Annotated in this window: 13 protein-coding genes; 12 read left to right on the forward strand and 1 reads right to left on the reverse strand. The window is 50.4% G+C overall.

Annotation, left to right across the window (positions count from 1 at the left end; translation table 11 throughout):
- Window positions 1-10: 10 nt before the first annotated feature.
- From ACO6TI_RS10050 to rffA, 12 genes are all read left to right on the forward strand, one after another.
- On the forward strand, window positions 11-1921 hold the full coding sequence (locus tag ACO6TI_RS10050; RefSeq protein ID WP_422384868.1) for a glycosyltransferase: 1911 nt from the start codon (window positions 11-13) through the stop codon (window positions 1919-1921).
- Window positions 1922-1933: 12 nt separating this feature from the next.
- Window positions 1934-3850: a methyltransferase domain-containing protein gene (locus ACO6TI_RS10055; protein WP_422384869.1), complete on the forward strand. Its 1917-nt coding sequence runs from the start codon at window positions 1934-1936 to the stop codon at window positions 3848-3850.
- A gap of 32 nt (window positions 3851-3882) precedes the next feature.
- A complete protein-coding gene (locus tag ACO6TI_RS10060) occupies window positions 3883-6096 on the forward strand; it encodes a caspase family protein (RefSeq protein ID WP_422384870.1) in 2214 nt (737 codons plus the stop codon).
- Window positions 6097-6985: 889 nt separating this feature from the next.
- Window positions 6986-7675: a WbqC family protein gene (locus ACO6TI_RS10065; protein WP_422384871.1), complete on the forward strand. Its 690-nt coding sequence runs from the start codon at window positions 6986-6988 to the stop codon at window positions 7673-7675.
- Window positions 7672-8598: a glycosyltransferase family 2 protein gene (locus ACO6TI_RS10070; RefSeq protein WP_422384872.1), complete on the forward strand. Its 927-nt coding sequence runs from the start codon at window positions 7672-7674 to the stop codon at window positions 8596-8598. The genes ACO6TI_RS10065 and ACO6TI_RS10070 overlap by 4 nt, the downstream gene beginning before the upstream one ends.
- The gene (locus ACO6TI_RS10075; RefSeq protein ID WP_196891586.1) at window positions 8585-9220 is read left to right on the forward strand and encodes a class I SAM-dependent methyltransferase; all 636 of its coding nucleotides are present in this window, start codon (window positions 8585-8587) and stop codon (window positions 9218-9220) included. The genes ACO6TI_RS10070 and ACO6TI_RS10075 overlap by 14 nt, the downstream gene beginning before the upstream one ends.
- Window positions 9220-9885: an acetyltransferase gene (locus tag ACO6TI_RS10080; protein ID WP_196998935.1), complete on the forward strand. Its 666-nt coding sequence runs from the start codon at window positions 9220-9222 to the stop codon at window positions 9883-9885. The genes ACO6TI_RS10075 and ACO6TI_RS10080 overlap by 1 nt, the downstream gene beginning before the upstream one ends.
- Window positions 9882-10799, forward strand: a complete 918-nt coding sequence (locus ACO6TI_RS10085; protein ID WP_196891580.1) for a hypothetical protein — start codon at window positions 9882-9884, stop codon at window positions 10797-10799. The genes ACO6TI_RS10080 and ACO6TI_RS10085 overlap by 4 nt, the downstream gene beginning before the upstream one ends.
- 404 nt (window positions 10800-11203) lie before the next feature.
- On the forward strand, window positions 11204-11443 hold the full coding sequence (locus ACO6TI_RS10090) for a hypothetical protein (protein ID WP_422384873.1): 240 nt from the start codon (window positions 11204-11206) through the stop codon (window positions 11441-11443).
- 1 nt (window position 11444) lies between these two features.
- The gene (locus ACO6TI_RS10095) at window positions 11445-11852 is read left to right on the forward strand and encodes a GtrA family protein (RefSeq protein ID WP_422384874.1); all 408 of its coding nucleotides are present in this window, start codon (window positions 11445-11447) and stop codon (window positions 11850-11852) included.
- 7 nt (window positions 11853-11859) lie between these two features.
- A complete protein-coding gene (locus tag ACO6TI_RS10100; protein ID WP_199915741.1) occupies window positions 11860-12735 on the forward strand; it encodes a class I SAM-dependent methyltransferase in 876 nt (291 codons plus the stop codon).
- Complete coding sequence (gene rffA / locus ACO6TI_RS10105) at window positions 12732-13883, forward strand: dTDP-4-amino-4,6-dideoxygalactose transaminase (RefSeq protein ID WP_422384875.1); 1152 nt, start codon at window positions 12732-12734, stop codon at window positions 13881-13883. Before ACO6TI_RS10100 ends, rffA begins: the two co-directional genes overlap by 4 nt.
- A 230-nt stretch (window positions 13884-14113) precedes the next feature.
- On the opposite strand, the gene ACO6TI_RS10110 is transcribed toward rffA, so the two are convergent.
- The gene (locus ACO6TI_RS10110) at window positions 14114-15496 is read right to left on the reverse strand and encodes a hypothetical protein (protein WP_108873439.1); all 1383 of its coding nucleotides are present in this window, start codon (window positions 15494-15496) and stop codon (window positions 14114-14116) included.

The raw sequence follows: 15496 nt of genomic DNA on the forward strand, positions 1-15496 counted from the left end.
ACGTACCAGGTTGCTGCTGCTGGTGCTTCATCACCCCATGTACGACCGTCAGGGTGAGCGGCAGTATGATATTGATCGCGTTGTGCAGAATTGCTTTGACAGCTTCTTCATGGAAGTCGTCCTCGCGCCGGTGAGCGACACCGTCCGCAGAAGCCTCCGGAGCCCGTTGCCGGAAAACGCCGCGCTTTCAGGAGAAAATTGGACGAATCTGATTCTTCTGGACGATTGGCCACGCAAGAAATCAAGAGAAATCGGGAACCCTGTAGTCATCGGTCGGCATTCGCGACCAGATCCATTGAAATGGCCAAACAGGCGAACGGAAGCTCTGTTGGCATATCCGGACGATGCAGGCAGATACAAAGTCAGGGTGCTTGGTGCAGGACCATACTTAGAGGAACTTTATCGGCCAGTCCCACAAAACTGGGAACTGCTGCCATTTTCGTGGGATGGCATACCCGAGTTCCTGCAGTCTCTCGATTTTTATGTGTATTTTCATAGTGACGAATGGTCTGAAGCATTCGGTCGCACGATATTGGAAGCGTTGGCTGTCGGTCTTGTTGTTATCTTGCCACCGACATTTCGCGAGATCTTTGCAGAGGCCGCGATTTACGCGGAGCCGGGAGAAGTGCAAGACATCGTTGATCGACTTGCAGGGGATCTTGAAGAGTATCAAAAACAATCTGATCGTGCGCACGCATTTGTTTCCAGTCATTTTTCAGCGGATGCCTACGAACAACGGCTTGCCCGATTTGATTTGCAGGTGCGCTCCGCTCCGGCAAGTGCTCCAGTTCTGCAGCCATTGCCTGAAAGGCCAATTTTATTCCTTTCCTCTAACGGAATCGGTGTTGGTCATCTGGTTCAACAGATGGCTATTGCCGACAGACTTCCGTCGGGCTTGAATTCCGTTTTTGCAACAATGTCCAAGGCGCATTCCATTGTACAAGATTCAGGCTATCTGAGTTTCTTTTTGCCGCATCACGCCTCAATTGACGTTCCATCAGAGAACTGGAACACGATGCTCGCAGAAGAACTGTATGACTTGATAAAATTCATTGAACCTCCGGTACTTGCATATGATGCGACTGCTGTTTTTCGTGGTGTCACTGAGGTTCTTGCGGAGTTTCCAGACCTGATTTCCGTGTGGGTTCGTCGACCGATGTGGGCACCTTTCCATGAGCCATTCATGCAGTCGGAAACGTCTTTTGATTTGATATTGGAACCGGGAGAATTGGCACACGCGTTTGATCACGGCCCGACCTTGCAAGGAAACGTGCCCGTGCACACCGTATCACCGGTTTTGCAAATTGATCCGACGGCCCGTCTTTCCCGTGAAAGTGCGCGTGCGGCACTGGGTCTGGACGATGAAGTCCGTGTTGTTGCCCTGCAATTGGGTTCGGGTGTGAATTTTGACCTGTCAGGGGCGCGCCGTGAAATCATAGACGCAATACTTGAATACCCGGATACGTTTGTCTTGGATATCTGTTCCCCGCTCGTCAATGTCCGCGCTGAATGTTCTGAGAATCCAAGGTATCGGCAGATTTCGCTTTTTCCGAGTTTCCGGTTCAGTCGTGCATTTGATGCTGCAGTTTCCGTGGCTGGCTACAATGCCTTTCACGAACAGGTCCTTGGAGCCATACCCACTCTCTTTGTGCCAAACGAAGCCCCTGAAATGGACCGGCAGGCTGCTAGAGGAAGATGGGCGGAACTAACGGGTTGCGGCTTGATGTATCGCCGAGATCGGGATGATGGAAAGGCCCGTTTCCTGGTGAGGCAGCTTCTGGATGCTGACGAGCAATCATTCATACGGTCGCGATGCCATGCTATTCGATGGAGAAACGGAGCGATCGAGATTGCGGAATTTATCGAGGACAATGCGCGGTTAGTTCGAACCGATCGAGATGTTACGAAGGATGTATTCTAACTGGAAACACCTATGGCCGATAGCTATGATGAAATGAACCGGAGTTGCAATATTTGCGGCTGCAGGAGGTTTGTCGATATGAAGCCGAATCGTAATACAACCTTCACCCGCAAGAATGTTCAATGTGAAGATTGCCTTTCATTGGAAAGGCACCGCCTCATTTATGAGGTGCTACAACAGAGCGGCCGTCTTTCAAAGAACCAGCGTGTCCTTCATTTCGCTCCAGAAACTTGTTTGGGTGACCAGTTCACCAGGCACTTCGGCCCTGATTATCGTGCATGCGACATCGATCCCGGACTCTATCACGGCCTCCAGGTCGAACAAATTGACCTATGCAGTGATTTGGAGAAATTGGCGGATAGAGAATACGATATTGTCATTCATAATCACGTGTTGGAGCATTTAAGCTGCGACTATGAGGAAGTGCTCAGAAAAATAGACAACCTGCTTCGGGTTGGCGGGCTGCATGTATTTTCGCTACCCTTCTTGCTTGGTGGTTTCAAGGAATCCCTGAGTGGTCTAACCGTCGACGAACGTATTGATCGGTTCGGCCAACATGATCATGTCAGGGTATTTTCACCGGACGATTTCGCGGAGGTGATTTCGTCAGTATTTGATCCACCGATGCGATACGACGCTACGCGGTTGTTATCTCGCGAGCGCTTGCAACAGATTGGAATTCCTGAACACCAGTGGCACGGTTTCCACAACAATTCTGTGTTTTTTCTGGAGAAAATATCTGCGACGCATACGAGTTGTTGGCTGGCGAACCCAATTGAGAAGGAAAGAAAAAGAAAAAAGCTCTTCAATGGTATAAATCAGTTAAAATCTGCTTTGTTTATTACAGGAGATGGCCCAGCAAAAGGTCATCTGGTCAGATCAATTGCTATCGCCGAGCAATTGGGATCAACAAAACCAATATTTTTGACCATGTCGGAAGACATAGATCTGTTGATCGAAAAAGGACATCAGGCCCATTTCGTTCCCCATCACAATGCGACCGGCGAGGACACTGTGCGGTGGCACAAGAACCTGGCGCGGGAAATCGAGAGCATTGTCTCGTCGGGCAACGTCAAAGTCCTGGTCTATGATCTGAATTTCATTTTCGATGGGGTCATCGAGATCCTGCAAAGGATCAACATACCTAGCGTGTGGATTCGAAGAGCCATGTGGCCGCGATTGCATGAGTCTTATCTTGGGGCGGGCGTTCATTTTTCAAACATCATCGAGCCGGCAGAGCTGGCAGGGAGCTTCGATGATGGCCCAACAATAACAAACATGACCGGCGTGATGCGCGTTCCGCCTATTTTGTTGACCGCTCCCGAGCAGCGGTTGAGCCGGATCGAGGCGCGGAACAAGCTCGGTGTTGACGAAAATGCAATGGTATTTGCTGTCGACCTGGGAGGCTCAAGGAACAAGCGTTTTGAGACTGTAAGAAGTCTGGTTCTGGAAATCCTTGCCGCGCAGCCAGATGTGGAAGTCTTCGAGTTAAGAAATGACGACGTGACGAAAAGCATATCTCCTTCCGGATCTGGAGCGAGATCTGGACGTATCCCCTTCCATGCTTATTCCTATAGTGCCGCATGGGATGCATTCATTGGGCGTGCTGGTTACAATACTTTTCATGAAGTAATTTTCGGAAGTTTGCCCACTGTTTTTGTTCCAGATACTTCGCCTGATATGGATCGACAGGATCTGAGAGCAAAATGGGCAAATTTGAACCATTGCGCCTTGATGGTCGACTTGGATGCGGCGAAAGCAGACATTCGCTTGGTATTGGACGAGTTACTGTTGCACGAGAAGCAGCAAGCGCTCTCCCGGGCCTGCGCCGAGTGCGTATCGAGCAGTGGCACCAAGCCCGAGGGAGCACGTATCGTGGCTCAATTCATGGAGCGTGATCTTTTGGGCTGTCAGATGGTTGCCGAATAGACATGAGCTGAGCAAATTGTTTAATATCCAATGTGAAGGACGAGTTTGAACTCTGCGTAAAGTTCAAGACTGATCTATTGCGTCAATTAGGAATGCACTTTTTCTTAGGGAGTCTTGATTTGGCAAAAGAAAGTTGGTTGGTGCGGTCGTATCGTTTTTATGGTTCGGCTTCGCGTCGTGGTGTTCTTGGCCGAATATCATTGGCGACTTTAGGGTTCATGATTTGCTTTGCAAGCGCACAATCGAACGCGTCCGATCGTATCGCTCTCGTGTTTGGAAACTCGGCATATGGGGAATTCAACGAACTCCCCAATCCGGTAAACGATGCCCAGTTGATGAGCAATGCCCTAAAAAATGTGGGTTTCACGACCATAGATTCAACAAACGCCAACCGGGAAGAAATGATCTCGGTATTTAAGGAATTTTCAGATCGAATTGATGAGGATTCGGAAGTTGTTTTCTATTACGCTGGTCACGGAGTTCAATTTTTCTCAGAAAATTACTTGATTCCGATTAACAGTAATTTGAATACCACGCAAGATTTGCCGTTTGAGGCATTTAATCTTGACAATGTTTTTAAGCTGCTTTCTCAAAAGAAACCGAAAACTGCCGTCATTATATTGGATGCTTGTAGAAACAATCCCTTGGAGGTTGGCGTAAATCTGGAAGGCGACACGAATGTGGGTCTCGCACGCGCGACGGGACCAGTCGGCACGTTCATTGCCTATGCTACGGAACCAGGCGGCATCGCCGCGGATGGTGCTGGATTGAACAGCCCGTTCACGGCTGCGATAGCAGACTTTATTACTCAGCCCGGGCTCCCGTTGGAACAGGTTTTCAAGAGAGTTCGTGAACGCGTTGTCGAGACCACGGATGGCTATCAGGTTCCTTGGGACAATTCTTCACTCATACAGGATTTCTTCTTTCGTGAGGCTCTTGCAGCAGATTCTTCGCCCGTGGCCGTTGTTGCCGAAGATGTCGAGTTTTGGCGAAGCGCAACCCGGACTGATACGCGTCAGGCCTACGAGCAGTATGTTGATGACTGGCCGGATGGCATGTTTGTCGATCTGGCCAACAGGAGAATGCGGGAGCTCACCGTGTTGGCGAGCGCGCAAACGACTGGCGAAGGACCGGCTAGGAACCTGGGAACAGCTTCGGACGTTGAATCCTGGAATGTGGCATCGTTTGAAGGCACCGCGGAATCATACCAACGTTACCTGGTCGCCTTTCCTGAAGGAATGTTCGCCCGGTTGGCGAAATTGCGTTTGGAACGCGTGTCCGGCACCGGCGTCAAGGATATAGGAGTGGTTTCGAGCGTCATCACGCCGAACTTTAAGGAGTTTGAAGACAACCCGCTGTATCCACCTGTAACCGAATGCGACTACTTGGCCGGGCACGTTCAGGAAGCCGCAGATCCTGCCGTTGGAGTTTTTTTCCACGAAATCGAACCTCAAGGAGCCTTGGCAGTATGTCTGGATGCGCTCAAGGAATATCCAGACAGTCTCCGGCTCCTCATGAATTATGCCCGGGCGATAGACGCAGCCGGGCGTCATGACGAGGCCCGGGAAATGTACAAATCGGGAGCCGCTGCAGGATTCCCGATTGCCTATCGTTCGCTTGGAGACGTCTACAGAGATGGTCGAGGATTGGAAAAAAACCTTGACGAAGCTCGCTATTGGTACGTGTTGGGCGCCGAGAAATTCAACGTTTTCGCAGAATTTAACCTAGCGCTCATCTACGAGAACGGGCTTGGTGTCGAGGTCGACAAAGAAAAAGCTGCCTACTGGCTTTGGCGCGCAGCTCGGCAAGGGTTTTCAGCAGCAATGGAGAAACTTGCAGTCTACTATCTGGAAGGCGATGTCATCGACCAAAATTACAACCAGGCTGTTCTGCTCCTGACAGGCGCGTCTCAAATGGGACATATGTGGGCACAGCAACGTCTCGGTGAAATGTTTCTGGACGGGAGAGGGGTAGATCAGGACAACGAAACCGGGAAGAACTGGCTGGAGCAATCCTCTGCGCAGGGTAATCCCTGGGCTCAGGCTAAACTGGGTCAACTTTTCAGGGATGGCGTCGGCACTTCCAAGGATCTCGAGAAAGCGCTGATGTGGCTGACAATCGCCGAGAAAGGTGGTGCCGGCTACGCCGCCGAGCTCTCAAGTCAGATTTCGAATGAACTTGATGAGGCCAGAAAAAAAAGGGCTTATGCCGCTGCTGATTCTTTTGTGGCCAAGCGGGTGAAATAGTGAGCTTTTGCTCGCCGCTCCCCATATCTCGCCAAATGCAACCTCAATCTGGTGCATGTTGCCCTCAGGTGCCAGGCAGGTGGACGGCTTTGAACGGGCGGGAAGGGGGCTGTAGGTGTCGCGGATATTGTTGCCGATATGCCAAGTTGGCCGCCTCCTGATCCCATTGGCGGCAACACGCAAGCGGCGTACGCTGTTCCTTTCATGAACTGGATTGCCCTGGACAATCGGTCCACTTTGGCATGTGGCAGAAAATGGAAAAAGACGCCTGGGTGTGGGCCTTAACGGAACCGATCGGGTCGACTAGGTGCATGATGCGTTTGTCGTTTTGGTGTACCGCATACTCGTTGCAGATCGCATCGACACATTGGATCCAGAACGCATGATCAATGTAGAGTTTATCGCAATCCATTGACCGACGTGCAATATGCGCGCTACCCGTCCAAGTACATGATGCCGACCCATTGATATCCGTGTTTTCGCAGCGGCGTCGGAACTTCATCCCATTGAAATCAGTCTGGAAGCATTCGGGCGGTTCGAAGGGCGCTTTGGGGGCCTTGATGACCATGCTTTGCCTCAGCGCTTCAGGCCCAACGGAAGGACGTTTCACGCGATACGTTCCGGCTGTGTGCCTATGCCAAATTGAGCCGCGAAGCGCGAGAATGGAAATCCGTCGCGCCTTTCCATGCACTGAAGTCCTTGAAAAAGGAGAGGGCATGTTTACAGGAAGCAGTACCGTTATCGGCAATCATGGATGATGTTGCACTCGACGGGCAGGACGAATTACGTTTCACGAATTCGCAGCCGCTTCTGATTGCGTGTATGGAGGAACAGACGATTTGACATTCGGACTGACTGTTGAACACGATCTCGTAGACGATGTGGAACAATGAAAAAAGTAGCCATTCTTCAATCGAACTATATTCCCTGGAAAGGTTATTTTGACCTGATTGCCGCCGTTGATGAGTTTGTACTTTTCGATGACATGCAATACACGCGCCGCGACTGGCGAAATCGCAATCAGATCAAGGCACCTCAGGGTTTGCAATGGCTGACAATACCCGTGCAGGTCAAAGGCAAGTACCACCAGAAAATTCGGGAAACCCGGATCGATGGCACGGATTGGGCCGAAGCGCACTGGAAAAATCTGTTGCAGTGTTACCGGCGTGCGCCGTGCTTCAGGGAAATTTCCGATTGGCTCGAACCGCTCTACCTCGAATGTCAGGAAACTCATCTTTCCACGTTGAACCGACGGTTCATCGAAGCCGTTTGTGGCTTCCTGGAAATCCGTACGGTAATTTCCAACTCCTGGGACTACACGTTGCTCGACGGCAAGACAGAGCGGCTTGCTGGTCTTTGTGCTGATGCAGGTGGTGACGAATACATATCGGGCCCATCCGCGAAAGACTATGTCGACGAAAGTGTCTTCCATGACCGAAACATCAAGCTTACCTGGTTCGACTACACAGGTTATTGCGAATACCCGCAACTTTGGGGGGACTTTGCGCACAATGTCACCATACTTGATCTTCTGTTCAACTGCGGGAAAGACGCACCCAGATACATGAGATTTTTATGACGAAACTTTCAATCGTTGGAACTCTCTATGAGTCCGATCGCTACATCAAAGAGTTCTTTGAACGGTCAAGTTCAATAGCTCAAAAACTAGTGGGAGACGATTATGAAATCGTCCTGGTCAACGATGGCTCGCCTGATGATAGTCTGAATTGTGCCATCGAGCTTACTAACAACGATCCTCGTGTTGTCGTCGTCGATCTTTCGAGAAACTTTGGACACCATAAAGCCATGATGACTGGTTTAGCACATGCCAAAGGAGAGCGTGTGTTCTTGATCGATACGGATCTGGAAGAAGAACCTGAGTGGTTGTTGAAGTTTAGTGCAATGATGGCCCAAGAGGAATGTGATGTCGTATACGGTGTTCAAGAAAGCAGAAAAGGCAATCGATTTGAACGGCTCAGTGGCCAATGGTTCTACCTTTCCTTCAAGGTTTTGACTGGACTGGCGCTTCCTAAAAATGTTGTGACGGCACGCTTAATGTCACGCCGTTATGTTGACTCGCTTTTGCGGCATCAAGAGCGCGAAGTTTTCATGGCCGGTCTTTGGCACATCACGGGATTCAAGCAGTGTTCTTGCAATATTACAAAGCACGACACTAGTATAACAACTTATAATTTGCAAAGAAAAATGTCTATATTGGTGAATTCGGTAACTTCTTTTAGTAATGCGCCGCTGGTCAATATTTTTTACTTTGGGGCATTGATATCTATTTTTGCATCACTTTATATTGTTTATTTGATCGTGCATTGGTTGTTCTTGGCAACGCCTTTGAGTGGTTGGACGTCAGTAATGGCTTCCATTTGGTTATTAGGTGGTTTGATTATATCTTTTATAGGTGTTGTTGGCATCTATCTTTCAAAAATTTTTTCGGAAACCAAGCAACGTCCTTACACGATCGTGAGACAGGTTTATGGAAAACACTAACACTACATTGCTGTCTGAGGTGGCTGACTACTACTCTCAAAAATTGGCAAAATACGGGGAAACACCCCTGGGGGTGGACTGGAATGGCGCTGAGGGCCAAACGCTACGCTTCAGTCAACTGTCTCGTATCATCCAAGATGAAGACGAACAGTCGTCTATCATAGATTTAGGCTGCGGATATGGCGCTCTACTTGAGTATTTAAATTCAAAATATTCAATTGCGTCCTATCTTGGCGTTGATGTTTCAAAGGATATGGTGGCTGCTGCACAAAAATGTTTTCACGCGACTGCGAACGCGCGATTTATTTTGGGAACGGAACCCGACAGTACATCGGATTTTGGCTTCGCGAGCGGGATCTTCAATGTTCGACTTGGGAGCAGCGATGACGAGTGGTTAAATTACTTGGAAACAACACTAGATGTTCTGGATAGAACGAGTCGGAGAGGTTTTGCTTTCAACTGTCTTACCTCATATTCTGACGAAGATAAAAAGCGTGACTATCTTTACTATGCAGATCCGTGCATGTTGTTCGATCTTTGTAAAGTTCGATACTCGCCTCAAGTTGCGCTTCTTCACGATTATGGACTCTATGAATTCACATTGTTAGTGAGGAAAGTATAATGTCTAAGAAGTTAGTAATCTTCGGAGCGGGCGACATTGCAGAGCTAGCGCATTACTATTTCAGTACTGATTCAGTATATGAAGTATCAGCCTTTACCATCGATGCTGAGTACGTTGCAAAAACTGAGCATTGCGGCTTGCCTATCGTCCCGTTTGACAGCGTTGATGAAAAGTTTCCACCGAACGATTTCAGTTTCTTTGTTGCGCTCAGTTATTCTAAGCTTAATGCATTACGCAAAGAAAAATACTTCGCGGCAAAGAGCCTCGGTTATGAAATGGCGAGTTATGTGAGCTCAAGGGCGACTATTCTCACGCAACAAGGCATTGGCGAAAACTGTTTTATTTTGGAAGACAATACCATCCAGCCTTTCTCAAATATTGGCAACAATGTGACGTTGTGGAGCGGTAACCATATCGGACATCATTCAACTATCAGGGATCACACTTTTGTCGCCTCGCATGTGGTTGTCTCTGGGGGTGTAGAAATTGGTGAGGCGTGTTTCGTGGGAGTAAATGCAACACTTCGGGATCATCTCAAGATCGGAGATCGTTGCGTTATTGGCGCCGGAGCACTCCTGTTGAAAGACGCTGCACCAGGAGGAGTATACTTGGGACCGGAAACTGAACGATCTAAAGTCCCAAGTTCGAGGTTAAGGGGGATATGATCAAGAAATGGACAAAGCTAGGTCAAATTTATGAACCTGATCCTGTTGGCCGGCACCCTAAGCTCCTTACCCACGCGGCAAATCCACTGGCTATTCACCAAGAAGCAGACATCTTTAGGATTTTCTACAGCGGTCGGGATGAGAGGAATCGCTCATCTGTTGGGGCGGTTGATATTGACATTGTGCAGCGCAAGATTGTCAGGGACTACTACAATCCTTTTTTCGAACACGGTCCAGAAAATAGTTTCTTCGCTGATGGAGTCAGTATTGGTAACTCCTATAAGGCTAACGGTGTTCAATACATACTTTTTATGGGATGGCAAGCTTCCCAAAACGCGCACTGGCGAGGCGATGTTGGCCGGTTGATCGTGACGCTGGACCATAGGCTGAAACTGGACTCGCAACAGGTTTTTCTGGGAATCGATAGCGTGGACCCCATTAGTCTATCGTATCCTTGGGTTCGGTCCGCTTCACTCGATAAATACGAGATGTGGTATGGATCGACACTCACTTGGGATGCTGGTAATGATGAGATGCTGCACGTGATCAACTATGCTACGTCGCGTGACGGGCGAAAATGGGATCGTCATGGTTTGGCTGTTCCTTTCCAGATTGGTGTCGCTCAGGCATTTTCGCGGCCGAGCGTAGTTACAGGAACACGAGATTCTTTAGAAATGTGGTTTTCTTATCGGAGTGGAACCGGTGAGAAATACCGTATCGGGTACGCACGATCGGTGAACGGAATTACTTGGGAACTAGAGCTGGAAAACGCTGGTATTGATGTTTCATGCGACGGTTGGGATTCTGAAATGATTGAATATCCATTCGTATTTGATCATGGTGATAAGCGCTACTTGCTTTATAATGGTAACGGCTATGGAAAAACGGGCTTCGGTTTAGCGGTACAAGAATAAGTTAAAATCCTATTCTCAAAACAATAAATTTTTTGGTAAGTCCTCGATTAACTGCAACTTTGCGTAATAATCGCTTGTGTAGGAGGCACTTTTGATTCTGCTACCTGCGTGACTGTCGGGCGAGATATCATTGTGGTCGTGATTTCTTCATACAAAATGATAGTCCGACTTCGAGATGTTGCTCTTCATGTCGTGGCAGTTATTATTGTGGTAACCTTTTCGTGTTTGTACCGAATCAAAGCAATTCTTAGATCGTAAAGTCATTCATATGAACGTTAACTTCGATCTGGTTTTTGTTCATTTATTTGGGTTTGCAGCGCGTGCAACCATTAGACTATTTTGCAAGAAGTTGTCGAAAGCTATGCGCCAAATTGTGCTCAAGGCGGGAAATGATTAATGCGCGAATGCCTCGACAAAAAATACAAACAGAAGGTATTTATTTTTGGTATCACACAGCGTTCAAAAAAATGATCGCCTATGTCTCGTGCAAGGTTAAGGTGGAAGACAAGGTGCTGCTGAAGGAACTGGGACAGCTGGTACCCGACTATATGGTGCCCAGTCGCCTTGTCGTTCTTTCAGAACTGCCGAAAAACGCCAATGGCAAAGTTGACCGGCAAGGCCTGCTGGCGCTGTCGGGTCAATAACATGACAATGAGCAACCTGATCGCGACAATGGGGCAGGTGGTGCGTTACGGCGTGGTTGGCGTACTTAACAATCTGCTCAGTTATCTGATCTACCTTTTTGTTACCTGGCTCTGGCTTGAGCCTATTGTCGCAGTATCGCTCATGTATCCCATTGGTGCGGTAACCGCCTATTTCGGGCATGCCAAATATACATTCGGCTATCTCGGACGAACATCACACGGTATCTTTCGATACATAATTGCCCATCTGACGGGTTTTGGCGTCAACGTTGCGCTGCTGTTTGTGCTATCCGATTTGCTGGGATACCCGCACCAACTGGTGCAGGCCGTTGCCATCGTTACCGTAGCCGGTATTCTCTACCTGCTATTCCGCTACTTCGTATTTGCCCACCCGTCCCAATCTCTCTGAGCATCGAATGATTATTTGTCCCTCCTGCAATGCCGAGATTCGCCAGCCAAACGAGGGATGCCGCCAGTGCGGCTTCATGCCCGCCCAGATGGACGGATTTACCGCTTGGGCGCCCGACCTGGCGAGGCACAATGACGGATTTCCCGAAGACAGTTTCAGAGTTCTCGCAAAGGTCGAGGCAAAAAACTTCTGGTTCCGGACCCGAAACAGCATAATCCTCTGGGCGCTGGGAAAATATTTCCCTCACTTCCGGTCTTTCCTTGAGGTTGGTTGCGGAACTGGCTTTGTTCTGTCGGAAATTTCCAGGAACTACCCGGAAGCACGTCTTGCGGGAAGCGAAATCTACACCGCTGGACTAGCGTTTGCTGGCGAGCGTCTTCCTGGAGTCGAGTTGACACAGATGGATGCACGCAAGCTGCCTTATGAGGCAGAGTTCGATGTGATTGGTGCATTTGACGTGCTTGAACACATTCTGGAAGATGAGCTGGTTCTTGAAAATATCCATCGTGCCATCAAACCTGGCGGCGGTTGCCTGATAACAGTCCCGCAGCATCAATGGCTCTGGAGCCCGGTCGATGAGGCCGCATGCCATCAGCGGCGCTACAGTGCGGATGATTTGCATGCAAAGGCAGCGGCTGCCGGATTTGAAGTTTTGCGCAGTACATCCTTCGTGACGCTTCTTCTGCCGTTGATGCTTGCTTCACGGTTGAAGGCAAAGCGTGCGGGCCAGGCACAGGACACTGAGTCTCTGGCTCTCAATCCCATGCTTGATCGCATTCTGGAAACTGTCATGCGGATTGAGCACGTTGCCATCAAATCGGGGATGTCGCTACCAATCGGAGGGTCCCGTCTGGTGGTCCTGAAAAGGCAGGAGAACAAATGACCCAATCGAGCGGCTCAGCAATTCCCTTCAACTGGCCTCACATGACGGGCAAGGAGCTTTACTACATTGCCGATGCGCATTTTAACGGCAGCCTCGCCGGTGATGGCCCCTATTCCCAACGATGCCACACCTGGTTGGAGCAAAACAGCGGGTGCAGCAAGGCACTGCTGACGCACTCATGCACGGCCGCGCTCGAAATGGCTGCCCTGCTTCTGGACATCCAGCCCGGCGATGAAGTGATCATGCCGTCCTATACCTTTGTCTCGACCGCAAATGCCTTTGTGTTGCGCGGGGGTGTGCCGGTATTCGTCGATATCCGTGAAGACACTCTAAATCTCGATGAAAGCCTGATCGAGGCAGCGATCACGCCGCGCACCAAGGCGATCGTCCCGGTTCATTATGCAGGCGTGGCCTGTGAAATGGACACCATCATGAACATCGCCCGCAAACATGGATTAAAGGTCGTTGAAGACGCCGCACAAGGCGTCATGGCAAGCTACAAGGGCCGTGCACTGGGAAGCATTGGTGATCTTGGTACGTATAGTTTCCACGAGACAAAGAACGTAATTTCCGGTGAAGGCGGCGCATTGCTGGTCAACGATCAGTCTCTGTCAGTCAGAGCGGAAATCATCCGTGAAAAAGGGACAGACCGTAGCCGTTTCTTCAGAGGAGAAGTGGATAAGTATTCATGGCGTGAGGTCGGATCGTCGTTCCTGCCGGGTGAGCTGATCGCCGCATTCCTGTGGGCGCAACTTGAAGAAGCACAGAAGATCACCGACCGGAGACTGGCGAACTGGCACCTCTATCACGACTTGATGAAACCGTTCGAAGCCCGGGGCGTCCTGCGCCGCCCTGTCATCCCGGATGAATGCCAGCATAATGCGCATATGTACTACGTCCTGCTTGAGCCGCACCTGGACAGGCAAAGTGTGCTGGATGAGTTCAAGAGCCACAACATTGCATCTGTCTTCCATTACGTGCCATTGCATTCTTCTCCGGCTGGAATGCGCTACGGACGCGCGCATAGCAATCTGGAAGTTACCAATGAATTGTCGTCAAGACTGATTAGATTGCCGTTCTGGGCGACAATTTCTGATGAGCAACAACAACTGGTCGCACAATCACTGCAAAAGGCAACGGACAAGTAACTCGACGTTCTGCCGGCATTCAACCGACCTGCTCGACCGTGTTTGACGGGTGGTTTTTGGCTCAAGGTTCGATTTGTCTCGTCAGCATCTTGTAACGGGCTTACAAACCCCGTGATGTCTGGAGAAGCAACGTCCTCTGCTTGCATGAATTTCCGAGCCCTGGTGATCCGGTTCTATTGGCATTGCTCCAAGGTTGGCCGCTGACATGTCGCCAACGCTGACCGCGTCTTTCATTTGTCGCTCTCGCCATCCCAAAGCTCATCGTGATTGCGGTGGCAGTCGGTCAGGCCATCCTCGAAGAATTTCTCGTAATAGGGAATTTCGACGTGATGCACCTGCAGCCAGACGCCAGGCACGTGAATGGCTTCGCAATGAGCCGGGAAGCGACCGTGGGTGTCGTAGATATAGTTGCAGACATCTCGGGCGCAGTTGATCACATCCTGATTGTATTCGGCAGCTTCCTGCAGGTAGCGTTCGCCAAAATCACCCTTGTAGATCTTCTTGAAAGTGTGCCTGTCCTGGTAGACGCCACCGTCTCCGAACTTCCTGGCAAGCACCGCGTCGACCGCATCGCTCATGTTGGCATAGTTGGGCGGGCACTTGGCGACGATCAGGTCTTCGCCATTGTGGCGCAGGGCGACGGGATGGGACCGCAGATTGGCAAAACGCGGCAAGGGGACATGCCAGCGCAGAATGTCCGGCAGCCGCCATCGGGGTATGTGATGGTCAAATCCCAGCATGGGTCCGTACCGGTCGCTGAATTTTGGATCGCCCGTCAGAACAGGCGGACTGATGGTGGCGTGTATCCAGGCACCAAGTCCCATGGCCTCGGCCACGAGAAACAGGTTCTGCAGGAGGAGGGGTGCTTCCAGCTGGGTTCTGAGAGACCCGATCACACCGAGTGGAACCTTGATGTCATCATTCAGGAACTTGCGGCGAACCCAGTTCTTGACGCCGGCGGAAAAGTAAAAATTCCGGTCGTCTACGAGCGCCGGTCTCGAACCGTCCGGCTGGGTCAGAAGATACATCAGGCCGTTGATATATTGATGCGAAAGGTCGACGACCGGGACCAGGATCGTTGTCCCCGGCAGATTTGACAAGAGGCGGTTGGAATCCAGATAGGCCGGAAAGTTGCGCCCTCCCTGTTCAACATCCAGCCGTTTGTCGAGCAAACGGACTTTCGCCTGGTTCGCGCGCTCGATCAGCAACTCTGGCGAAAACGGTTCGCTGCTTGGCGGCAACTGCCTGAGGAAATAGGTACCACTGTCGTTGATCAGGAAAAAATGCGTTCCCTGTGCATTGTCGGGGCTTCCCGCGGTTCGTCCGGTCATGGTGAGGTTGGGTTTGGCCATGACCAGCCGACCGGTCTCGGGGTCCTGGAACGGCCGGTCCGGCATCGTCAGACCTGTTGCGCCGGTCATGGCAATCAGGATGGCTTCCTCGAGATCGGACAGGGGTTTGGGCTCCTGACCGGAACGGTAGGTCATCGATCCCGCGGCGACTTCCTCCACGCCGCGTGGAACCCTGTGGGTTCTGCGGCGCCAGATGGTTTCCAGCAACGGCCGCGCGAGGAGGTCTGCCAATCCCTTGTGAATATCCGCCTGCTTGTTCAT

It is taken from the genome of Roseibium album, assembly GCF_965233825.1.
GTDB classification, from domain to species: Bacteria; Pseudomonadota; Alphaproteobacteria; order Rhizobiales; family Stappiaceae; genus Roseibium; species Roseibium album.